General features: G+C 35.7%; 19 protein-coding genes. 10 read left to right on the top strand and 9 right to left on the bottom strand.

The features are described from left to right. Nucleotides 1-36: 36 nt before the first annotated feature. The 3 genes from ACVFVN_RS01100 to dapF are packed head-to-tail and all read right to left on the bottom strand — an operon-like array spanning nt 37 to nt 4,417. Nucleotides 37-2,580, bottom strand: coding sequence for a TonB-dependent receptor domain-containing protein (locus tag ACVFVN_RS01100; protein WP_456233812.1), 2,544 nt, complete (start codon nt 2,578-2,580; stop codon nt 37-39). A 42-nt stretch (nt 2,581-2,622) separates the two neighbouring features. After that, nucleotides 2,623-3,648 carry an endolytic transglycosylase MltG gene (gene mltG / locus ACVFVN_RS01095; protein ID WP_165132980.1) on the bottom strand — a complete coding sequence of 342 codons (1,026 nt, stop codon included), beginning with the start codon at nt 3,646-3,648 and terminating at the stop codon, nt 2,623-2,625. A gap of 1 nt (nt 3,649) precedes the next feature. After that, a complete protein-coding gene (gene dapF / locus ACVFVN_RS01090; protein WP_456233811.1) occupies nt 3,650-4,417 on the bottom strand; it encodes a diaminopimelate epimerase in 768 nt (255 codons plus the stop codon). Between the two features lie 266 nt (nt 4,418-4,683). Between dapF and ACVFVN_RS01085 the strand changes: the two genes are divergently transcribed. Continuing rightward, nucleotides 4,684-5,241: an RNA polymerase sigma factor gene (locus tag ACVFVN_RS01085; protein ID WP_456233936.1), complete on the top strand. Its 558-nt coding sequence runs from the start codon at nt 4,684-4,686 to the stop codon at nt 5,239-5,241. 25 nt (nt 5,242-5,266) lie between these two features. Beyond that, nucleotides 5,267-6,121: a lipoyl synthase gene (gene lipA, locus ACVFVN_RS01080; RefSeq protein WP_165132971.1), complete on the top strand. Its 855-nt coding sequence runs from the start codon at nt 5,267-5,269 to the stop codon at nt 6,119-6,121. A 30-nt stretch (nt 6,122-6,151) separates the two neighbouring features. On the opposite strand, the gene ACVFVN_RS01075 is transcribed toward lipA, so the two are convergent. Further along, entirely contained in the window at nt 6,152-6,712 is a 561-nt protein-coding gene (locus ACVFVN_RS01075; RefSeq protein WP_456233810.1) for a hypothetical protein, read from the bottom strand. 111 nt (nt 6,713-6,823) lie between these two features. On the opposite strand from ACVFVN_RS01075, the gene ACVFVN_RS01070 reads away from it, so the two are divergent. Both ACVFVN_RS01070 and yidC read left to right on the top strand, forming a co-directional pair. Beyond that, nucleotides 6,824-8,437 (top strand): CTP synthase, encoded by a 1,614-nt coding sequence (locus tag ACVFVN_RS01070; RefSeq protein WP_165132965.1) that lies wholly within the window; start codon nt 6,824-6,826, stop codon nt 8,435-8,437. 222 nt (nt 8,438-8,659) lie between these two features. Then, on the top strand, nt 8,660-10,453 hold the full coding sequence (gene yidC, locus ACVFVN_RS01065) for a membrane protein insertase YidC (RefSeq protein ID WP_456233809.1): 1,794 nt from the start codon (nt 8,660-8,662) through the stop codon (nt 10,451-10,453). Nucleotides 10,454-10,732: 279 nt separating this feature from the next. Here yidC and ACVFVN_RS01060 read toward each other — a convergent pair whose 3' ends face one another. Both ACVFVN_RS01060 and ACVFVN_RS01055 read right to left on the bottom strand, forming a co-directional pair. Further along, a complete protein-coding gene (locus ACVFVN_RS01060) occupies nt 10,733-11,362 on the bottom strand; it encodes a response regulator (protein WP_456233808.1) in 630 nt (209 codons plus the stop codon). Next, nucleotides 11,359-13,095 (bottom strand): sensor histidine kinase, encoded by a 1,737-nt coding sequence (locus ACVFVN_RS01055; protein WP_456233807.1) that lies wholly within the window; start codon nt 13,093-13,095, stop codon nt 11,359-11,361. The genes ACVFVN_RS01060 and ACVFVN_RS01055 overlap by 4 nt, the downstream gene beginning before the upstream one ends. A 167-nt stretch (nt 13,096-13,262) precedes the next feature. Between ACVFVN_RS01055 and ACVFVN_RS01050 the strand changes: the two genes are divergently transcribed. Then, complete coding sequence (locus ACVFVN_RS01050) at nt 13,263-13,919, top strand: TrmH family RNA methyltransferase (RefSeq protein ID WP_456233806.1); 657 nt, start codon at nt 13,263-13,265, stop codon at nt 13,917-13,919. 1 nt (nt 13,920) lies between these two features. Here ACVFVN_RS01050 and ACVFVN_RS01045 read toward each other — a convergent pair whose 3' ends face one another. Next, nucleotides 13,921-14,616, bottom strand: coding sequence for an RsmE family RNA methyltransferase (locus ACVFVN_RS01045; RefSeq protein WP_456233805.1), 696 nt, complete (start codon nt 14,614-14,616; stop codon nt 13,921-13,923). Next, on the bottom strand, nt 14,616-15,632 hold the full coding sequence (tsaD, locus tag ACVFVN_RS01040) for a tRNA (adenosine(37)-N6)-threonylcarbamoyltransferase complex transferase subunit TsaD (protein WP_456233804.1): 1,017 nt from the start codon (nt 15,630-15,632) through the stop codon (nt 14,616-14,618). The genes ACVFVN_RS01045 and tsaD overlap by 1 nt, the downstream gene beginning before the upstream one ends. 3 nt (nt 15,633-15,635) lie before the next feature. On the opposite strand from tsaD, the gene ACVFVN_RS01035 reads away from it, so the two are divergent. The 3 genes from ACVFVN_RS01035 (at nt 15,636) to ACVFVN_RS01025 (ending at nt 21,357) form a co-directional block, all read left to right on the top strand. Further along, a complete protein-coding gene (locus tag ACVFVN_RS01035) occupies nt 15,636-20,303 on the top strand; it encodes a translocation/assembly module TamB (RefSeq protein WP_456233803.1) in 4,668 nt (1,555 codons plus the stop codon). Nucleotides 20,304-20,439: 136 nt separating this feature from the next. After that, the gene (locus ACVFVN_RS01030; RefSeq protein WP_165132942.1) at nt 20,440-20,910 is read left to right on the top strand and encodes an Lrp/AsnC family transcriptional regulator; all 471 of its coding nucleotides are present in this window, start codon (nt 20,440-20,442) and stop codon (nt 20,908-20,910) included. A gap of 66 nt (nt 20,911-20,976) precedes the next feature. Then, nucleotides 20,977-21,357, top strand: coding sequence for a hypothetical protein (locus ACVFVN_RS01025; protein ID WP_456233802.1), 381 nt, complete (start codon nt 20,977-20,979; stop codon nt 21,355-21,357). Between the two features lie 45 nt (nt 21,358-21,402). Here ACVFVN_RS01025 and lnt read toward each other — a convergent pair whose 3' ends face one another. After that, nucleotides 21,403-23,061 (bottom strand): apolipoprotein N-acyltransferase, encoded by a 1,659-nt coding sequence (lnt, locus tag ACVFVN_RS01020; protein WP_456233801.1) that lies wholly within the window; start codon nt 23,059-23,061, stop codon nt 21,403-21,405. A gap of 72 nt (nt 23,062-23,133) precedes the next feature. Between lnt and ACVFVN_RS01015 the strand changes: the two genes are divergently transcribed. Together ACVFVN_RS01015 and ACVFVN_RS01010 are read left to right on the top strand one after the other, a co-directional pair. After that, the gene (locus tag ACVFVN_RS01015) at nt 23,134-23,505 is read left to right on the top strand and encodes a DMT family protein (RefSeq protein ID WP_456233800.1); all 372 of its coding nucleotides are present in this window, start codon (nt 23,134-23,136) and stop codon (nt 23,503-23,505) included. After that, on the top strand, nt 23,505-23,951 hold the full coding sequence (locus ACVFVN_RS01010; protein ID WP_456233799.1) for a VanZ family protein: 447 nt from the start codon (nt 23,505-23,507) through the stop codon (nt 23,949-23,951). Before ACVFVN_RS01015 ends, ACVFVN_RS01010 begins: the two co-directional genes overlap by 1 nt. Nucleotide 23,952 lies beyond the last annotated feature (1 nt).

Genomic DNA, 23,952 nt, shown 5'->3' with positions numbered 1-23,952 from the left:
CGAAAGCAGTTTTTAGTTTTATATCATTTCCAATATTTACATTGGTCCTTGTTGATCGTCGCCACCAGTAGCATTGGCATTGATGTCTTTTTTTCGTTTAGGCTGTTCTACTTTTTCACCTTGACGGAAGCGGTAACTCAACGATACGCTAAATTGTCTTGGTTGAAATTGCATGAAAGATCGACGCGTGTAGTCCGAATTGTAGCTAAATACTTCTCGACCTCTTGTATTGAAGATATCCTGGATGTTGAAGGTAATGGTTCCGTTTCCTTTCCAGATTGTTTTTGAAGCACCTAGGTTAAGCGCGTACATGTCTGCAGTTTTTTGGTTGGCAGATTTTTGTCCACCTCGGAAGAAACCTTGAAGTTGTATGCTAAAGGTTTTGTCTAATTTAAAGGTAGAATTTAATCTAGCTCTTGTTGAGAATCCGTCACCTGTGAAGTCCATAGTTCTCGTTACGTCGTTACCATTGATGTCTTTTGCTACATAGCTTGCAATACCAGTAGTTTTGTAACCAAACAAGTCTAAGCTACCCATCAATTTTAACCAACTGAAAGGGTCGTAAGTGAAGTTAAGGTCCAAACCATATCTATCATCATCACCTAAGTTAATTGGTTTTGTGTAGAAAACATTCGATGTTTCATCATTTCTATAAACCAACATTTTTGTATCATCTGTCGCATGACGGTAGTACAATGTAGGGTTGATGGTTATTTTTCCTTTTTGCAAACTATATCCAAATTCGAAAGAGTTAACATAAGATGGATTAAGATCAATATTACCTTCGAAGATGTTTTGGTTGTCAGAATAATTAGGATAAGGAACCATGAAGAATGATCTTGGTCTGTCAATTCTTTTTGAGTAGTTAACTAAAAACTGACTTCCTTTTGCTAAATCATAACTTAAGAAAACACTTGGGAAAATATTGTTATAGCTTTTGGAATTATGTGGAAGGCTTTGATTCAGATTTCTATAGTCGATATCAATTTTTGAATGTTCGTTTCTTAAACCTAATTGATAAGCGAATTTTTCACCAATTTTACTTTTGAATTGCGCATATATCGCGTTGAAGGTTTCTTTATAACTCGTAACGTTGTTGTAATTCGCAATCGCGGGATTGTTAGATGTACTGTTTACGATATTTTGGTAGTCATTGTTGTTGGCATCTAGACGATATCCGGCTTCGATTTTGGAGTATTCTCCAATAGGAAGTTCGTAATCTGCTTTTGCGATAATCGTTTTATTAACACTTCTTCTCCAGGTGTTATCTTCTAGTACAAAAGCATTATTATTAAACTCTGTAATATCATTTTTGTTGACAGAACGATTGCGTTGTGCGCTGAATGATAAGGAAATGTTTTGTCCTTTGTCATCAAATTTATGATCCACACCAACATCTCCTTGGAAAGCTAAATTCACCATGCGTCCAATTTGGTCACGATTTCTGAAATTATTGATAGCTTGGAAATTCTGATAATCATAAGTCAAACGACCATTGCTGTCATTTTCAAAACTTCTTACAGTTCCAGAAATGTTAAAAGATGTTTTGTCGCTAATGTCATACACTAGACCAGTTGTCGCATTATAGTTTTGCCCTTTGCTGTTATTTTTTGTTCTTTGGATAATAGCTATTGGATCGCCTATGGTTGCTACATTATTATAATAGGTGTCGTTCTCGTTGGTATTTTTGTTTTCCATATAACCACCGCCACCATTGATGAAGAAGGTTAATTTGTCTTTTCTCCAGCTGAGGTTGGTGTTAAGATTGGTTCTTGGGTAATATCCTAAACTACCTGTGACAGAACCATTGAAACCTACTTTTTTAGTTTTCTTTAAAATAATATTAAGAATACCCGATGTTCCGGAAGCTTCAAATTTTGAAGACGGATTGGTAATAACTTCGATTTTTTCAATTTGGTCTGCTGGGATAGATTGCAGCGCATTGGCACCGTCATCAATTCCTAAAAGTGATGAAGGTTTTCCATTAATCAAAAACTTAACATTAGAACTTCCTCGCATAGAAACCGTACCGTCTGTATCCACAGAAACCGAAGGCACATTGGATAACACATCCTGCAAGTTTCCACCCTTACTCACGATATCTTGCGAAGGGTCATAGGTTTTTTTGTCCAATTCTACACGATAAGGTTTTGCAGCAGCAGCAGTAATTACAACACCTTGGATTTGGGTTGTTTTATCCAGATTGGCAACTTCATTACCTTGAATAACAAATGCAGGAATTGTCCCTGGTTTTGTAACTTGAATCGTTTGCGTTTTTGGTTTAAAATCGATAGCTTCTATTGTCACATCGTAATTGCCTGCTGCCAATTCGATTTTGAAATTACCGTCTACATTCGCCAAAACAGCATCACTAAGCTGCGGATTGTTTTTATTTTTAAAAGTAATCGACGCGTAACCAATGCCGTTGTTGGCACCGTCTTGTACACGACCTGTTACGGCCATTTTTTGTTGTGTCGCAGCTGGTCGCTCTTGCGCAAAAGCCATAGAGGCTGCTCCCAGTACAAATACAAGTCCGAATGTCCTTCTCTGAATAATGTTTCTGATTTCTGTTTTTATCATAATTTTTTGTTTACCGAAGCTTTTATCAAGGTTCGAAAAGTATTATTTTATCTGTTTTGCATTAAGCCAATCTTGATAAGCTTTGGCATTTTTGGCATGTTCCACATCATTATCAGTGAATTTATGATAACCCAATCTTGCTGGATCAGCACACATATAGATGTAGTTATTATGGTCAGCGTCTAGCACCGCATCGATGGAGTTTTTATCAACAACGCAGATAGGTCCTGGTGGTATGCCTGCGTTGGCATAGGTGTTATATGGCGATGGCGTTTTTAGGTCTTTGTAATAGACGCGTTTTATTTGCTTTGTGAAATTACTTGTTTTGTTGATAGCATAGATTACTGTTGGGTCGCTTTGCAGTTTCATGCCTTTTTTGTAACGGTTAAGATAAAGCCCAGCAATGGTTTTTTGTTCGTCTTTTTTACCGCCAGATTCTTTGTAAACGATAGAGGCTAAAGCGTAAATTTGATCTCTTGATAAGCCAGATTGTTTTTCTTTGGCAATACGATTGTTATTCCAAAATTCTTGATAATCTTTATTAAATTTTTCAAAAAACTCTTTTGGCGTTACGGTCCAAAAAAATTGGTACGTGTCATTAAAAAAATATTTTTTGAGATCCTCGGCATTTTTATAAGCTTTTTCTTGAGCGATAGCATCAAAATCTTTTACAAATCTTGCGGAGTCGAGTTCTGTTTTTCTGGTAACACGTCCTATCATTTGATAAACATCATCAAAATCTTTAATTCTGAAATTATCTGGCGTTTGGTTTCCAGCTTTTATCATATTAACAAGATTGCTGTTGTTGGTGCCCGATTTTATTTCGTAGCGACCCGCTTTGATATTTTCTGCAAGATTTTTGTCTTTTGCAACACTTTCAAAATTATCAACATTTGATAAATAAGGTCGAAGAGAGTCCATTACTTTTTTGAAATCAGCATTCTGTGGAATGAGTACAAATCCTTCTTTGCTAACATTGCTTCCATAGTATTTGGAATAAAAACGATATCCAAAATAACCACCAATAGCAATAACCGCAATAATGACAATCGAGATTAGTTTTTTCATATTAGATTTCTATATTTCCTATAAATACTTGTTTGGCAGATCCTTCTAACCAAATGTTTTTAAATTTTCCTTCTGTTTCTTCTGCATATACTTTGAGTTGACCACCCAAAACTTTAACAGGCACAGATTTTAGATGTTTTTTATTTATAAAAGTTAAAGCTGCTGCTGTAACCCCTGTTCCACAACTGTAGGTTTCGTCTTCCACACCGCGCTCATAGGTTCTTACAAATAATTCATTATTAGGCAATTCTGTTACAAAATTAACATTGATGCCTTTCTCTTTATATGTATCTGAATTTCGGATTTTGTTACCAATATGATAAACATCATAGTTTTCGACATCATCAACATACTTCACATAATGCGGAGAACCTGTGTTTAGTTCAAAATCGTTATCAATCATTTTTAAAGAATCGACATCAATCATTTTTAGTTTTACAATGCCACTTTTTATTTCCGCTTCATGCAGACCATCAATGGCAGTAAAGCTTGTTTTATCTTCGAAAATATCCAAAAAATGAGCAAAAGCAACAATGCATCTGCCGCCATTACCACACATGCTGCTCTCGTTACCATCAGCATTATAATACAACATTTTGAAATCGTAATGCGCATCATTTTCTAATAAAATAAGACCATCGCCGCCAATGCCAAAACGCCTGTCACAAAGCTTTTGGATGAGTTCTGTATTGTCTTTTGGGAAGTCCGTATTACGATTGTCGATCATTACAAAATCGTTACCAGTACCTTGGTATTTATAAAATTTCATCGTGTTGATTTCTATTGTTAATTAAGTTAAATAAAAGCCTACAAAATTACGGTTTTTATAATTTAAGTTGTCATATATTTTAAATTGTATTCAGCTGAAATTCGTTTGATTGTCCATTTTTAAACATAATCTCGGTTTTAAATCCGAAAAGGTTTTTAAATATTATAGATAAAAAATATTTAAAAAAATTGAATAGAAAATTACTTTTATCTATCGGAGTCTTCTATTTGTCAGCGGAAGATATTTCGTATCTTTGCTTGTCTCAAATGAAAAAAGAAACCTTAATAGAATTAGTCCAAAATGCTAAGGATAAAGACCAAAAAGCACAGACACAACTGATTAATCTCTTTTGGGTTGATGTGTTCTCATTTGTGATGAAAAAAGTGAAAGACGAAAATGATGCCGACGAAATCACTGTGCATGTCTTTTCAAAAGTCTTGTCAAAGTTGGATATGTATGATCCCAATTTTCAATTTAAAACCTGGATTTTGACCATTGCACAAAATACAGTAATTGATTTTTGGAGGAAAAAAAGCCGCGAAAGCGAAGATGCCAACGACTCGCTAGACGAAGTTAAAAATCATTTTGCAAAATCGCCTGAAGAATTGTTAATCTCAGAAGAAGAACAAAGAAAAATCGTTCAGATTATCGAGACGATGGATGCGAAATACCAAGACATCATAAAACTTCGCTTTTTTGAAGAAAAAAGTATTAAAGAAATTGCAGAGGACTTGAAACTTTCTGTCGCCAATACCAAAGTAAGGATAATGCGCGCCAAAAAAGTTTTATCCGAAATGCTGAAAGATAACGGAACCGATTTTTAAAATCAGTTGTAATAGTTTAAAAATAATGGAAAATACAATCACGCAAAAACCAAAATGGATTCGTGTAAAATTACCAACAGGTAAGAACTACCGTGAGTTGCGAAATTTGGTGGATAAGTATAAGCTAAATACCATTTGTCAAAGTGGAAGTTGTCCCAATATGGGCGAATGTTGGGGAGAAGGTACCGCAACTTTTATGATTTTAGGAAATATTTGTACGCGTTCTTGTGGATTTTGTGGTGTTAAAACAGGCAAACCATTGGATGTTAACTGGGATGAGCCAGAAAAAGTGGCGCGTTCTATCAAATTAATGAAAATTAAACATGCGGTTTTGACATCTGTTGATCGCGACGATCTTAAAGATATGGGGTCTATCTTATGGGCAGAAACCGTGAATGCCGTAAGGAGAATTTCTCCAGGAACCACGATGGAAACTTTGATCCCCGATTTCCAAGGTATTACAAAACACCTCGATAGATTGATAGAAGTGGCACCAGAAGTGATTTCTCATAATATGGAAACGGTAAAACGTCTGACGCGCGAAGTCCGCATCCAGGCGAAATATGAGAGAAGTTTGGATGTTCTAAGATATCTTAAAGAAGCCGGTCAACATCGTACCAAAACGGGCGTTATGCTAGGATTGGGCGAAACAAAAGAGGAGGTTTTCCAAACCATCGAAGATATTAGAAATGCGAATGTCGATGTTATCACACTTGGTCAATATCTTCAACCCACCAAAAAACATTTGCCTGTACAACGTTTTATCACGCCGGAAGAATTTGACGAATATGGCGCGTTTGCAAGAGATTTAGGATTCCGTCATGTGGAAAGTTCGCCTTTGGTGCGCAGTTCTTATCATGCCGAAAAACATATTCATTAAAATATAAAACCTGCTAGTTGGTAGGTTTTTTTATTGCGATAAAGCCACAATACATTCTTCTCTAATGTTCCAAATTTCCTCTACAGAATAGGAAATTTCAGAATGTTCATTGAGCCAATCTTGAAAAAAGTTTTGATGGTATTTAATTTTAAAATCGGTGATTTGCTCGGGTTGGATTTCAATTTCTTTTAAAAGATAAGGCATGAAATTTTCGCGGCGCCAGGTTCGGCTTGTAAAGTCTAAGATTTGATGATTCCATTTTAGATAATTGTGCGCTTCGGGAATCTCGGCCAAATTATAATGTTCCAGAACCGATTTTATTTTGGGGGCATTATCGCCATTCATTCGAAAAATGCCGAGCATGAACTGAAAGTTTGATTGTTCATTTTCGTCGATAAGCCGTTTTAGTAAAGCGTGTTTAGAACTGCAGGTTCCACAAGATTCTTGCAAAACAATCAAAGGATTATGTTTGTCAGAATTTCTTTTGTAATCCAAATTTTGAACAAAAATAGCTGCTTCCCAAAAGTTTGTTTTTTCTAAATTTAAAAAAGCTTGAGAAATTGTTCTGTCGGATTGGATTTCAAAATTCATGTTGAAAAAGTTTCTGCTAAATTAAAAGATTACAAAGAATTATAAAATATTTAAGAGGCCTAAAATTGCTTTTCTGTTCCGTATGCTTTAACTTTGCACAAACCTAATCTAATGAGTAAAAAAGAAACGAAGTACATCTTTGTAACAGGTGGTGTTACTTCTTCACTGGGTAAAGGCATCGTCTCGGCTTCTCTGGGACTGCTGTTAAAATCTCGCGGTTTTAACGTCACTATCCAAAAACTAGATCCTTACATTAACATAGACCCTGGCACGCTAAACCCTTACGAACATGGCGAATGTTATGTGACCGAAGATGGTGCAGAAACAGATCTTGACCTTGGACATTACGAACGTTTCCTTGACAGCCAAACAAGTCAAAACAATTCTGTAACAACAGGTAGGATTTACCAGACGGTTATCGAAAAAGAACGCCGTGGAGAGTTTCTAGGAAAAACAGTTCAGGTTATTCCACACATCACCAATGAGATCAAACGTCGTGTAAAAATACTATCCAAGAAAAATTACGATATTATTATCACCGAAATTGGAGGAACAGTAGGTGATATCGAATCTTTACCCTACATCGAAAGTGTAAGACAATTGCAGTGGGAATTAGGTAAAAATAATTCTATGGTCATCCATTTGACATTGTTGCCTTATTTGGCGGCAAGTGGCGAGCTAAAGACCAAACCTTCTCAACATTCTGTACGCCAGTTGATGGAAAGCGGAATACAGGCCGACGTTTTGGTTTGTAGAACAGAACACAAAATCCCGAAAGATCTACGTGCAAAATTAGCACAGTTTTGTAACGTGGCATTAGAGAATGTTATCGAATGTAAAGACATGGAAACCATCTATGAAGTGCCTGTAGATCTACAAAAGCAGAATTTCGATGAGGTTGTTTTAAAAGAATTAAACCTTCCGATTAACAAAGAAGCTGATCTTAAAGATTGGAAAAACTTCCTTAAAAAATATAAAAATCCAAAACGCAAAGTGAACATTGCTTTGGTTGGAAAATATGTCTCTTTGCAAGATTCTTACAAATCGATTGCTGAAGCTTTCATCCACGCAGGCGCAGATCTGGAAACAGATGTTAATGTGAAATGGGTGTACAGTGGCGATTTGGAAGAAGCTAACTTGCAGGAAACTTTTAAAGATGTCGATGGTATGTTGATCGCTCCAGGTTTTGGTGATCGCGGTATCGAAGGCAAAATTTTGGCTGCAGAATATGCAAGAGTTAACAAAATCCCGACTTTGGGGATTTGTCTAGGTATGCAAATTATGACTGTTGAATTTGCTAGAAATGTGCTTGGACTTAACAAAGCTAATAGTACCGAGTTTGATACGGCAACGCCCGATCCTGTTATTTCTATTATGGAAGAACAGAAAAATATTGTTGACAAAGGAGGAACTATGCGTCTTGGAGCCTGGAAATGTGCTTTGAAACCAAATTCTAAATTAGCGGAAATATACGGTGCTAAAACAATTTCGGAGCGTCACAGACACCGTTATGAATTCAATTCAGATTACAAAAAAGAATTTGAAGATAAAGACATGATGATTTCTGGACAAAACCCCGAAACAGGACTGGCGGAAACGATTGAGTTAAAAGATCATCCTTTTTATGTCGGTGTACAATATCACCCAGAATACAAAAGTACCGTTGCCACACCACATCCATTGTTCAAAGCTTTGATAAGTGCCGCAACGAAATCTAAAAAATAATTTTTAGAAATAAATAATGTAATGACCCGAAGCAAAACTTTGGGTCATTCGTCTTATTATAAGGATGATAAAGATTAGAGATTATTACCGAGTATTGTAAAAAATAAATCTTATTTTTGTCGTTCGAAAAATATGAAATAGTATAGTCGTTTTAAATTTAATTAAAGTTCAGAAAATCAAGAACTAAAATTATTTAAAAACCAAATTCTAAAATTCTTTTTAATGCAACAGAACAACGGACTGGATAAAAATCAGTTAATCAGCTTTGGGGTGCTGTCTTTACTTTTGTTAGGCTTTATGCTCTATTTTCAAAATAGACAAGTTGACCAAGAGCAAACACAGATTACGCAACAAACCAAAAAGACAGAGCAATCTGCAACTGCCAATATTAGCGCAGCCAATGTTAACAATGTAGCAGCCAATGCTATCCAAAAAGTAAATCTTAAAAATGACGAGCTTAGCTTGGAGTTTTCTAGCCTTGGCGGACAAGTTTCTACCGTACAACTTAACAAGTTCAACGCCTTTGATGGTAAAAACAAAAATAAACCTCTTTATCTTTTTAATAACAAAAACTCCGATTACGGTTTTGAGTTTAAAGATAAATCTGGAAAACTGATTAACACCAAAGACTTGGTTTTTGCACCAAGTGTTAACGGCAATACCTTGACATTGACTAGTCAAATTAACGCGGCAACTATTCAGTTTATCTATACTTTGAATCCTAAATATACTTTGGATTTTAAAGTAAGAACCAAAGGATTGTCAACAATTACAGCAGATACTAAAGCGACTTTCAAATGGAATTATAACGTTCGTGAGTTAGAAAAAGGTCGTGCACAAGAACAAACGCATACCGAGTTTGTATACGCTTTTAATAATTATAAAGATTATGATTATGATGCGCGTACAGATATGGACGAAACCAAAGAAACGCTTAACTGGATTGGGGTAAAACAACAATTCTTCGTTGCAGTTTTGGAAGCGCAACATGGTTTTACGCAATCTAAAGGTTTTCAGGATAATGTTGAAGAAGGCGAATATCTTAAGAAGTTTAATTACGATGGACAAGTAGCTTTAACAGGCGGAGAGTTCAATCAGGATTTTTCTTGGTACTTCATGCCTTTGGATTTACAATTGTTAAAATCGTTTGATAATAAAAATTTTGATGAGATTTTGCCATTAGGTTGGTCTTTCATAGGATCGCTTAACAGACATGTTTTCATGCCAATGTACGATGTAATTTCTTCTTGGGGCATTGCTGCAGGTTGGGTAATTTTCTTAATGACGATTATCGTAAAATTAATTTTGTCGCCGATTATGTACAAACAGCATAAGTTGAGTGCGATGATGAAGGTGATTCGTCCAGAGATCGATGAGGTGAACAAAAAGTTCAAAGATGCTGACCCGATGAAGAAACAGCAAGAGACCATGGCGGTCTATAGAAAAGCAGGCGTTAACCAATTGGCAGGATGTTTACCGGCTTTGGTGCAAGTTCCGTTATTCTACGCATTATTCCGTTTCTTCCCGAATATGTTGGATCTTAGAGGAAAAAGTTTCTGGTTCGCAGAAGATTTAACTGCTTATGATGATTTAATTAAATTACCATTTAATATCCCATTCTTAGGAGAGCATTTGAGTATTTTTGCAATTGCGTGTACCGCTGTTATTTTGATCTATACGATGATGACTGCAGGTAACATGCAACAACCACAACAAGAAGGTATGCCGAATATGAAGGTGTTGATGTACATTTTCCCAATTACATTCTTATTCTTCTTAAATACGTCTGCATCTGGTCTTTCTTGGTATTATTTTGTATCCAATGCGATTAACATTATCATTATTTTGGTGATTAAATATTTTATCTTGGACGAAAAGAAAATTCATGCTCAAATCCAAGAGAATAAGAAAAAGGCACCAAAACCTGAAGGACGTTTCCAAAAACGAATGAGAGAGATGATGGAGCAAGCTCAGGAGCAACAAAAGAAACAAGAGCATATGCGCAAAAAGAAATAGTTTTAAACTTATCCAAACTCAAAAAAGCGAAATCCTAGGATTTCGCTTTTTTTGTTAGCTCAAATAAAAAACCTGCGAATTTATCGCAGGTTTTGGTTTCCATCATTTGTGTTAATAAAACCAGTTACCATGAAATTTGTGTTTTCGAACAAAGAAGAGTATTATCTATCTTTCTCTTTGTTGATACAAATATAGGCTGCTTTATGAGCTTTAGCTGCATGGAACATGTCGATAAAAGTCGAAGCTTTGTAGATATATATCTACAAGATAAAAAATAGCTTATTGGTTGTCCTTAATCAAGTCGATAAGTTCTACAAGGTTGTCGATTTTAAGCTTATCAAAAATTCTTTTTTTAATAGTGCTAACCGTGTTTTGTTTAATGTTCAATTCGTTGGCGATTTCCAGATTTCCTAGACCTTTGGCGTATAGTTTCGCAATTTCTAGTTCGCGGTCTGTAAGGCGCTGCAGAGGATTGGCAGCATTGGGATTTCGTAAAGAGTCTAGTAATAATGCCTGTGTCATGGGCGAAAGATATTCGCCGTCTTGATGGATTTTTAAAATAGCGTCAGCAATAACATCTTCATCATTTAGTTTGCTCAAAAAACCGTTGGCGCCAGCGTTGATGAATTTCAGGGCTTGCGATTTTTCATCAATTCCCGAGAAAATCAAAATCTTGATTTCAGGTTTTAAATCTTTTATTTTCGGTAAAATACTCAGGCTGTTTCCATCTGGGAAATGGGCGTCGATAATGGCAATGTCTACTTTCTGCTCTTCTATCTTTTCTAAAATCTGTGCGAGATTAGAGGCATGGACAACTTCCGAATTGAGTTCCAAATCTTCGATTAAAAATTCGATGCCTTGTCTTATCAAGCTGTGGTCATCGGCAAGCAAAAACTTGGTAGAACTCATTTTTTTAAGTTTAGATTAAGAGAAAATTTTACACTGGTTCCTTTGCTTGGTTGGCTGTCAACAGAAATTGCTCCGTTAAATAATTCTACCAATTCTTTGCAAAGGCTTAGGCCTAATCCTGCGCCAAGATTTTCAACTTTGTTGGATAAAACACCTTGATAATATGGTTCGAAAATATTTTTTAAATCCGAAGCAGAAATTCCCGCACCTGTATCTTTAACTTCTGTTTCTAATAGGATTTGATTATTATCTGTGGCGCTTGCTTTTGTAATTAAAGAGATTTTACCATGTTCTGTAAACTTATTAGCGTTGCCCAGAATATTCATAAATAGTTGGTTAATCTTTGTATTATCCGAGTAAACTTCAATGTTTGGGTCGATATTTTCGATGATAACAAATTGGTTGTGGCGCGTTTCTATATAAGCTGCCATAGAATTTGCAATCGCTGTAATTTCATTTTTAAGATTGAAGTGTATTGGACTTAATTTGTTTTCAACATGTTGGTTTTTGGTATATTCCAAAATCTGATTAGCCTGCATTAACAAAGAATTGTTGGTGAAGCTTATGGATTTTAAATAATCTTTAATGCTTTCGTCATTCGTTTTTTTGTTAATTCGGTTGATGAAAATTCCAATAATCTTAAGTGGCGAGCGCAGTTCGTGGCTCAACATGCCGAGAATTCTGTTCTTGAAATTTAGATTCTCCTTAATTTGAAGATTTGCTTCTTTTAATTTGTTTTCGTACACAAAAGCCATTTTGGTCATATACATTAACAAAATGGATGCGATAAACATCAACAGCATTGCCCCGATGGCTAAGTAAATTCTTCTCGTATTGTTTTCCGAATTTTGTTTGGCAATTTCTTTCTCGAGCTCCGACTTTGCATTTTGAATAGACGAGTCGTAAAGACTCATCACATCGTTGCTGTACAACAAAAGCTCGCTGAAAAGCTTATTGTTTTGATAGAGGTTTTTGGCGTTATTTTGATTATTAATTATATTTTTCTGAACGCGTTTTACCTCTGTCGTATAATGTTTCGTAGCCTGATTTATCAAGCTGTCCATATCGTTTTTCAACTGCAAAGCTTCACGTTGTCGTTGCATCATTGTTACAACAATGCTGTCTTTTCGCACATTTTCATTGCCTGCTATCGCGTCTTTGATACGTCCAAAAAGACCTTTCTTTTGGATGGTGTCAGAGAAGGTTTGCGTGCGGACAACAAAATTTTCTGGGCTGTAATCAAATTTGTATTTTTTGATTTCTAGAAAATCCTTTTGTGGCGTCGCCGGAATTAAATTCGAAATTGTTGAAACCTGATATGTTGAGTCAATCAATATCTTGAATTTTTTAGCTTCTGCGGAATCCCTTTTTTTAAATTTTAAAACAGAATTGAGATTTGAATTCTTGAATTTAAAATTGTTGACTTTGTCCAGACTTAAATTTAGATTATTAATCGATACAAAATATTGTTCCAAGTCGTTGGCATCATCCGTTGTCAGGTAATTTTGAAAATGAGAATTTGCAGTAAAAAGTTCTTTTCGGGAATTGTTGGTGAGAAGTTCCAAAGAGTCAATTTCTTTCAATTGATTTTCGATAAAACTGACATCTTCTCTATTTTTAAATTCGTTATAAATAAAACCAGCCAAAGCAACCTGTATCAACAGTATGCAAAGTATTAAAGTATAATGTACGGTTTTTCTTAATCTGAAATTATCAAATTTTGATGGAGACATATTTTTTGTTTCATATTTGCATTTGTAAACAATTGTTGAAAAACAAATGTTTTGAGCCAACAAAATTAACCAAATCTTATTAATATGCGTATAATTTTTGGATAAAATCATTATAAATCGATTCAACGAAATGTGCTAATACAGTTTCTATATTTTATCTTTGCAAAATGAATTTAGAAGCGACTTATCAATACTTGCAAAAGTTTTTATCCGAAGAACGTATTTGTAAAATCGACCATTTTTCTGCGGAAAGCTCCGACTTTATTCTACCTGTTGTGGAAGATGTTTATCAGTTTCGCAATGCCGCAGCGATTTTGCGCTCGGTTGAAGCTTGTGGCTTTCACAAGGTAGTGGCTTTGGAAAAAGAAAACATTTTTGACCCCAATCTTCGTGTAACCAAAGGCGCAGACACTTGGGTGCAGGTTGATAAATTGCCACGCGAAATTTCGTCGCTACAAAAAGTTCGCGATAGAGGTTACAAGATTGTAGCAGTTTCGCCGGAACGGAATGCGACGATGCTTCCAGATTATCAGCCACATGAACCTTTGGCGCTGGTTTTCGGTACCGAATGGGAAGGTACGACAGATGAGCTGTTAGATTTTGCTGACGAGACTTTAGCGATTCCAATGTATGGTTTTACCCAAAGTTTTAATGTATCGGTTGCAGCAGCAATTTGTATGTATGATCTCAAACAAAAACTTATAAAATCAAATATCGATTACAAATTAAATGGCGATAAACTTTTGGAAACCAAAATCCAATGGGCAGTTAATTCGATTAAAAGTGGACAACAGATTTTGAATCAATATTTAAAAGTAAAATAAATTACATTAACGAATAATTCCACGCTGCTACAAAAAGACCCGCAGTTTCAGTTCTTAGACGTTGTTGCCCAAGACTTACAGCTTTGATGTTTTTCTCGGCGAGCATTTGGATTTCTTTTTCCGAAAAATCGCCTTCTGGCCCAATTAAAAAAGTGAGTTCTTGTAAGTTTTGAGTTGGAATTGTGTTTAACTCCAAGCGTTTCAAATTCTCATGACAATGCGCTACAAAAGTCGTTTCAGGATTTAGGTCTTTCATAAAATCTGAAAATTTTGTCAAGTCATTTATAACAGGAAAGTGAAATCTTAAACTCTGTTTGGATGCAGCAATACTTTGTTTTCGGAGTTTGTCGATGTTGATATTTTTGCGTTCAGTTTTTTCAGTATTGATAAGTGTGATTTCCGAAATGCCCATTTCTGTTGCTTTTTCAATGAAAAATTCGATGCGGTCAATGTTTTTTGTCGGCGCAATAGCGATATGCAGTTTTGGTGAAAAGTTGGCTTGTTGCTCTTTTATTTCAAGCACATTAAGACTGGCTTTTTTTCCTTCCAGTTTTAAAGTGCCATAGGCAAGATTCCCTTTGCCATCGGTAACGTAGATGTGTTCGCCTTCTTTGATGCGCAAAACCTTTGTGATGTGTTGCTGCTCTTCATCATGTATTTTAATGTCTGGAAATATATCGCCGTAGAAAAGTTTCATTACAAATCGTATTTAGAAGTTGCGGTTGTTCTCAGGTCTGTGAATTCGCTACGCTCGTATTTTAATTTTGCTACCATCGCAATCATCGCAGCATTGTCCGTTGTGTATTCGAATTTTGGAATGTAGATATTCCAACCCAATTTTTCATGATTGTCTTGCATTGCTTGTCGCAAAGCCGAATTGGCAGATACGCCTCCAGCAATCGCAACTTCTCTTATATTAAGATCTTTGGTAGCCTTTTCGAGTTTGTTCATCAAGATTTCTATAATCGCTTTCTGGATAGAAGCGCAAAGGTCATTAAGATGTTCTTGAATAAAATCAGGATTTTTTTTGACTTCTTTCTGGATAAAATAAAGCACGGAAGTTTTAATTCCACTAAAAGAATAATCGTAATTGTCGAGTCTTGGTTTGTTAAATTTGAAAGCGTTGGGATTTCCTTCTTTGGCTAATTTGTCGATAATGGGTCCTGCTGGATAATCGAGGTCGAAGATTTTTCCGATCTTGTCAAAAGCTTCTCCGGCAGCATCATCTATTGTTTTGCCGATAATCTCCATGTCAAAATAATCTTTTACCAGCACAATCATCGTATGACCGCCACTCACCGTTAAACATAAAAACGGAAATTCTGGTGGAGTAGGATTGGCGTCTTCAATAAAATGTGCCAAAATGTGCGCCTGCAAATGATTAACTTCTATTAACGGAACGTCCAGACTCATCGCAAGAGATTTTGCAAACGAAGTTCCAACCAAAAGAGAACCCAAAAGTCCAGGTCCACGTGTAAAACCTATGGCGCAAATATCATTTTGTTGTATATTTGCTTTAGAAAAAGACTTTGTAACCACAGGAATTATATTTTGCTGATGCGCTCTGGAAGCTAACTCTGGCACAACGCCGCCATATTCGTTATGAATACTTTGGTTGGCAGCAATGTTAGATAAAATTTGATTTCCTTTGATAATTGCAGCAGAAGTGTCATCACAAGATGACTCAATTCCTAAAATAATTGTTTCGCTCATAGAATGGCAAAGTTAGAAAATAATAAAAACACAAATCAACCAAATCCTGAAAAATTGGATGCGGTCATTAAAAAGCATAAAACATCCCTTTGGGTAAGAATTCCTCTTTACCTTATTCTTGGGATATTCGGACTTATTTTGCTTGTTTTCATAGCAATTAATCTTCCTGTTACCAAACGTTATATCGCCAAAGAAGCCATTGGACTTCTTAATAATGATTTTAAAATGAAATTGACAGTCGATGATGTGGAGGTTAATTTCTTTGGAGATGTTCGACTGAAAGGTGTTAAAATGAATGATTATCGCGATTTTCAATTTATAAAAGCGAAAGAAATTCAAGCAAATTCTGATTGGTTTGCATTGGCCTTTAATACCAATGATCTTAAATTCAACAAAGCGACTTTGGTCGAACCAGACATCAAAGTTATCACTTATAAAGGCGACAGTATAAGTAATTTTATCCGTTATATTGATAATTTTAGTAGCGATAAACCTTCTGACCCGAATAAAAAATTTAAAATGAAGATGGTTGTTGACATCATCAACGGAAAAGCAAGTATTGTTAACGAAAACCATCCTGGGGAAGAAGGCCGTTGGCTAGATGCACGCAATATTTATTTGCATTCCAAAGAAGTGTTAATCGACGGTCCAGATATTTCTGCGGATATCGGAAAGTTTACTTTTATAACAAAACGTTGGGGGAAAGAACATGTTGTTGACCAGTTTTCTACGAACTTTCAAATCACTAATAAACATCTTAAGCTAGATGATTTGGTGTTTAATACCGATCATTCTTTATTAATGGGCGCTGTGACGCTCAATCTGGATCCCAAAACAGGTTTTGGTGATTTTAGTAACAAAGTTAATTGGGATCTTAAATTCAATCCAGGAAGTCAGTTTAGTGGTTACGATCTCAGTTATTTTATGACGGATTGGGATAATTACACCCCGATTAATCTGTCGGGGACGATGACGGGACCGCTTAACAAAATGCATTTGGAAAATTTCCAGATTCGTTCGCAGGATGTTAATCTTCATTCCAAAAGTTTAAAAATTGCAGACGTCCTCAACAAAAAATTTTATATCGAAAGCAGTCAGTTGGATGCAGACTTTACTTATAAAGCTTTGAAAGCGGCTTTACCAAGTTTTATTGCTACAAGCTTAGGAAATATCGCCGATGATTTCGGAAGGCTCAAATATAAAGGTGCCATCAGCGCGAAGCCTGAAGAAATCTATGCTAACGGCGAAGCGATAACAGGAATAGGGCAAGCAAAAATCAATAATTTTTATCTCACAGATTATTCGACGAAGATGCCACGCTATCGTGGATATTTTGAGGTTAAAGATCTTAATGTAACGGCTTTTACGAAAAATAAACAAGTTGGTTTGGTTACTGGCAAATTCAATGTGGATGGACGTAGTTTTGATATCAACACGATGCATCTTCGTACAAGATCGGAGGTTGCAAAAATCGAGTTGATGGGAAAAAATATCACCAATATATTGTTGGACGGGACTCTGGATCGTAAAGCCTACAATGGTTTGGTACATGTAAATGATCCAAATGCAAAAGCACAACTGAAAGGTTTGGTTGACTTTTCCACAAAACGCCTGAAAGCTGACATTGTTGGCGATTTACAATATATTAATCTTAAACATTGGGGCATTTCTGCTGGGGACATGAATTCTGTAAGTGGGCATATCGATGGTAAAATCGCGATGACGAATCTTAATGACCTTAACCTTGATGCTAATATTAAGAATTTGACACTCGCTTCTTCTACACAAAAATTAGAATTACCAAATTCAAGTCTTAAAGCTTTTTTTGAAAATGGAGATAGAGTGGTTTCTGTCGATGCGCCAGGAGCGGTTAGTGGACAAGTGCAAGGGCATTTCAATCTTGAAGATATCGGGAAGATGCTTACAAATAGTATAAACAAAATATTGGTTGGAAATCCGCCTAGAAAGACTTATAACGGACAATATTTTAATTTCGATTTTGATGTTAAACAAGGTTTGGTTGCGTTCTTTGTGCCATATCTTAAAATTCCGAATGGTGCTATTGTAAAAGGAAACTATCAAGGTGCGAGCAATGATTTGGTATTGGATGCAGACGCGCCTTACATCAAATACATTATGACCAAACAAGAAGAGTTGACGGAAGCGGAAAAATTCTTGGCAGAAACCGATGAACATTACAAACCAGAGCTTAAGAAAACCGTTGACAGCGCGATGGTTGATAGCTTACAATTGCGAATCAATACGGCGAATCTTACGCAGCAGGTTTTGGCTTCTGCAAAACGAGCAGAATATAATAAAAATGTTATCAAAGATCTTCAGCTAAAAGCCAATAACGAAAACGGGGAACGACTTCACATCGCCACCCATTTTAAATTAGGAAGCCTAGATGATGAAAAAGAAAATAGTCTTAAAGATTATGCCGTTAGTCTTAACCAAACAACCAATCCGCAAGGTGATTATGTTTTCAGGTTCGAGCCTACAGAGGTTAAGCTAAACGATGTAGCTTGGCGTATTGATACAAGTCCTGAGTTGGATCATTCAATAACTTATCGGGTAAAAGAGAAGGATTTTAAAATTCATAATCTGAGGATTTATTCGGAAGAAAGTTCATTATTGGTAAAAGATGCAACTTTCAAATCGGCGAAAGATTTTGAGGCAGATGCAGACGTTAGTAATTTTGATATTGGGAAGATTTTAGCCATTACTTCTTCGGGTGGAGATGATAATAATCTCGATATCAAAGGAATTGCAAATGGCTCTATCAAAATTAAAATGAATGATAAAAACTTGGAACCGCTTATCGATCTTAAAGTAGATGGTATCAAAATGAATGGCGAAGACATGGGTAATTTTACCATTAATGCCACCAAAAGTTCGCGTGCCAATGTTTTTGATCTCGATATTCAGGCAAAATCCAGCGAATTGTTCGGAAGTAATAATCTTCATGTATCAGGAACTATCGATAATAACACCAAATCGCCAACTTTAGACCTGAATGCAGAAATGCGTGAGTTCGATCTTCGTTTTGCACAACAATTCGTGAAATCTATTTTCGGTAATTTCCGAGGAAAAGCCACCGGAGATATGAAAATTTCTGGGACCATGGCAGATTTGGATTACAGTGGCGATATTAGTTTATCAGGTTTTGGATTGAAATTACTTTTTACGGGAGTTGATTATAGATTTGCGGATACCGTTATCAACTTGTCTCGCGGCCAAGCCTTAATCAATAGTGTGGAAGTGAGTGATGGTCGTGCCAATTCTAAAGGTAGGATCTCGGGTATGATTCAGTTTGAGACGCTGTCTTCTATGGCGCTCAACTTAATTTTGGAGGCGGATAATCTTTTGGTACTCAATAGTACACAAGAAGATAATGACTTGTTCTGGGGAAGAGTTTATGCAGAAGGGGATTTGTATGTATCAGGACCTGTTTCTGGTTTGGAAATTACAACGCCGAGAATGCGTGCGCTTAATACGAGTAATTTCACATTCAATAGTAATTCCACATCTTCTGTAGAGGAGTTTAAAATGTTGCGTTTCTTAAAGCGTGACGAAGCTGGGATTATTATAGCGGAAGAAAAGAAGAAACAAGGTAACAATATGTTGATCGATTTTAACCTTGTGGTAGATAAAGGGACAACTGTTAATGTTTTGGTAGGAGATGACGTTGGTGATATCAGCGTGCGTGGTGATGCCAATCCACTGCGTTTCCGAATGGAGCGTAACGGCAATGTTGGTATCAACGGAACATATATTGTAGATAACGGAACCTTTATTTCTAAAGCCATTCTTAGTAGAACCTTCCAGATTTCTCGCGGTAGCAGAATCCGTTGGGACGGTAATCCGATGACACCAGATTTGGATATCAATGCCAATTATATGAGAACGGTTACCAATGCTGGAGAATATCTAGGATTAAGCCTTCAACCAATTAATGTACAATTAACGGCGGATATCAGCGGAACTTTAACCAAGCCAGATGTAGAATTTGGTGTGACAGCGCCAGATGTTTCTTCACAGGTTAAAGAAGCTTTATCTGCGAAAATGGCGGATGAGAGCGAGCGTATTGTACAGTTCGGCTCTATCTTGGCTATGAATAGTTTTAACGTTTCCAATCTTGCCGGATTTGATATTAATATCGGTAGAACGGCGGAAACTGCAGGTTACAACATGTTGTTCAAGCAATTGGGTTCGGTTTTAAACACCATCAGTAATGTGTATCAAATCGATTTAGGATATATCCAAGGCGATGCAGGTTCTAATACAGGTGACCGCGTTAATACAAGTGTAAGTTTTGCATTGTCGCCAAGAGTGAAAATAAAAACAGGTCTTGGTATTCCAGTTGCCAGATCGGACAATGCTTCGACTAATAACTTTTTATCTGGAGAAGGAATTATCGAATACGACTGGAGTCGTACCAATAACGGAAGTCGTCTTTTAAGAGCTTATTCTAAACCTTCCAATATCGGTGTGGGCATTGCATCGGCAGGTCTTAACCAAAGTTATGGGGTTGGGGTTGTGTATAGTAAGAGTTTCGATTCTTTTAAATATTTATTCAAGAATGAAAGAAAAGAAAAAAAAGCGAAGAAAAAAGATGATAAAAATCAAGTCATTAAAATTGATTCTTTAAAAAATGATTCAATTAAATAGGATATTCTCAGAAAATATGTGAAACTACGTTAAATCTTGTTAATATTTGTTGGTATTTTTTTATTTTAATAATTTTTCATAAATTTGCAACAAATACTTAGTTTTTTTAACAATACAATATAATATATACGTAGTTATGAATTACCAACTAGACGAAATCGATAAAAAAATATTAGATTTTTTAGTAGAAAACACAAGAATGCCGTTTACAGAAATTGCTAAACAAATGGACGTTTCTGCTGGTACAATCCACGTGAGAGTGAAGAAGATGGAAGATGCAGGGATTATTTTGGGATCTTCTCTTAATATCGATTACGGTAAATTGGATTACCATTTTACAGCTTTTATAGGAATCCTTTTGACTAAGTCTAACAGAACACAAGATGTTCTTAAAGAATTGTCATCAATCCCAAATGTTGTAGAAGCTAGTGTAATCTCTGGAAAATACAATATCTTTTGTAAAGTAAGAGCAAAAAATACAGAAGACGCAAAACGTATCATCTATCAGATTGATGATATCCAAGATGTCATGAGAACTGAAAGTATGATTTCTATGGAAGAATACCTAAGTGACAAAAACAGATTGATCGACGCTGTGTCTGTATAATTTTTATCATTAAAATCTTAATAAAAAGGGCTTTGATTATTCAAAAGCCCTTTTTATCTTTATAGCATGAAAGCAACGACAACAATCCCTGATAAAAGTTTTAAAGCCAACAAGTATTTTTATGGTATTTTAATCTTCTTGCTATTGCATTTTTATATGTCGGTAAATACCGATTTGGCGGAGTTTAGCCAACACAAAGACATCAATATTCCCATTTGGTATTTTTACATTGTCTTTACTGTAGATGCTTTGGTCGTACTAAGTTTAGGCCTTATTGCAATGTTCAAAAAAGTGGGCGTTATAGCATTTCCAGTCTTTATTATTAGCCATTTTTTAATTCACAGCTACTTTTTGTCCACCTTTTTATATTCGGATGTTAGCGTCTTATTTTTCTTTGTAGGTTTAGGATTGCTAATGATTATTCCGCGTTGGAAAGATTTTAGTTAATTCTAAACATTAAGTTTAATAAAAATTCTGAATGAGAAAAGTCAATTATTTTCGATTCAGATATTTTCTTCCAGGAATAAAACAAATTAAAAATCCGACTACGAAAAAACATAATCTCGACCAAAGGTCGCCAGTTCTTACATAAAAAGTTTCCCCTTCCAAAAGATTAGCTTTCGCCGTTAAAGCGCCTTGTGCACCATAAGGCAACTCATCAACAATGTCGCCACGTGCGTTGATGTGCGCACTTGTTCCGCTGTTGGCAGCTCTTAGGATTTCTCGTCTGGTCTCAATGGCGCGAAGTTTTGCATAAGCCAACAATTGTTTGTGCCCTTGCGAAAATCCCCACCAAGAGTCATTGGTTACAATAGCCAATAGGTTGGCACCTTTTTTTACATAGCCGTTTGTGAATTCACCATAGATGCTTTCATAGCATATAATAGGAGCCAATTTGGCTTTGTTAAAAGGGTTGCTAAAAACCTTGCGTTCTTTGTCAATGCCTAGCGATCTAACTGTTCCGCCCATATTGAGCATAGCATCGCCCAAAATTGGTTTTAAAACACCCATATAAGGAAAAATCTCAACACCAGGAACGAGTTTGCCTTTATGATAAACTTCTACATTTTGATTAGGGATAATTTGCAATGCCGAATTGTAGTCGTCCACCCAAAAGTTCGGACCTTCTATAAAAGCTGGAGTAGATGATTTTTGATTTTTTTCTTCTTCGTTTTGATAAACATAATAGGTAGAAGCGCCTCCCATAAACAAAGTTTTGGGATGTTTTGCAAGAAAAGTTTTGATGTCGTTAATCAACAAGCTGTTATGAAATCCTTTCTCACTCATACTTCCGTAACCAGGAAATGAGGTTTCTGGTGAAAGATAAATATCTATTTTTTCAGGATTATTTCGTTGGTTTAAAACCGAATGTTTATCAGCAATGTCGAGCAATTCTGTGACGATCGTAACACTGTCTTTTTGGTATTTTTCGGTGTATGGGTCAAGGTCGGGTTGTATCATGGTGACATTAACACTTCCTACTGGTTTTTCGTCGTAGTTAACATACATGATATATGAAACAAGCATGGGAATAGTTGCTAAACCCAAGAACAAAGAAATATTAATTGCTAAAGATTTTCTCACACGTCCAGCTTCCCAAATTCTCAGTGTGTAAAATCCGATGACGTTAACCAGCAAAATCCAAAGGCTACCGCCAGTTGCGCCCAAGGTATCGTACCATTGTATAAGTTGGTGTTGGTCAGCAAAAACATTTCCCAGATTAAGCCATGGCCAGGTAAGCTCCCAGCTCAAATGGAATTTCTCAAAAGACATCCAAATTGCCACAAAAAATACCAAGCCAAAATAAGTGCCTTGACTTTTTTTGTACCAATGGTAAAACTGGAAAGTCAATGACATCAAAAGTGAATTAACAATGACTGGGAAAATAACCGCCATCAAAGAATGGCTTCCATCGGGATTTTGAGAATTGTATAACCAACCTGTTGTAACAATATTCCAAACAATAAATGTTAAATAAGATAGACCAAAAACGGCCCAAGATTTATATTTGATGTTACTAAACTTTGAAATGTCGTGTTCTAAAAGTAGCAACGGAATAAAAGCAAAAAATATAAAATACGGAACGCCATAAGTCGGCCAAGAAACACAGAATAATAGTGCGGAAATTAAACTTAGAATAACGTACTTCATTGCAAAAATTTGTACCAAAAATACGACATAATAATCTTCTATACTTTATTTTTGCATGATATTTAATCGTTTATGGGAAAAGTTGTTCTTACGATTGTACTATTGGTTTTGTCAAATACTTTTATGTCGTTAGCATGGTACGGTCATTTGAAGTTCAAAGATATGAATTGGTCTCAAAATTTGGGGCTCATCAGCATTATTCTCATCAGTTGGGGCATTGCCTTTTTCGAATATGTTTTGCAAGTTCCCGCGAATAGACTTGGGTTCAAAGAAAATGGAGGACCGTTCAATCTTTGGCAATTGAAAGTTATTCAGGAGGTTATCTCTCTGAGTGTTTTCACAGTTTTTGCGATATTCGTTTTTAAAAATGAAACTTTAAGAACCAATCATCTTATTGGGTTTGGATTTCTTATTTTGGCGGTTTACTTTATTTTCAAAAAATAATGCTTAAAATTTTAAAACTCATATTACGAATTTGCATTTTTCCGTACGCAATTGTATTGCTGTATTTTATGTTTTTTGGCTTTGGCAGGGAGGCGATGTCTATTAATATTGTAAGACTACAACCTTTAGCATCAAGCATACAGTTTGTGAAAAATACGTTGTTTATAAAGGATATTCTTATCAATATCATAGGAAATTTGGTCATGTTTATTCCTTTTGGATTTTTAGCATGGATATTTCCTAAATTTTATGATTTTAAAAAACTGATACTAAGTTTTCTTTTCGTCTTAATAATACTCGAAGCCTTGCAATATTTCACAAGACTTGGTGTTTTTGATATCGATGATATTATTTTTAATTCAATAGGACTAAGTTTAGGTTTTTATCTGATGACGTTTGTCGAAAAATACGTTTCAACAACCAAGAATTATAAGATTTTAAAATAAA

This window comes from Soonwooa purpurea, assembly GCF_053891095.1.
The sequence above is the reverse complement of the archived record's forward strand: the minus strand, read 5'-3'. Positions and strand labels throughout refer to the sequence as shown.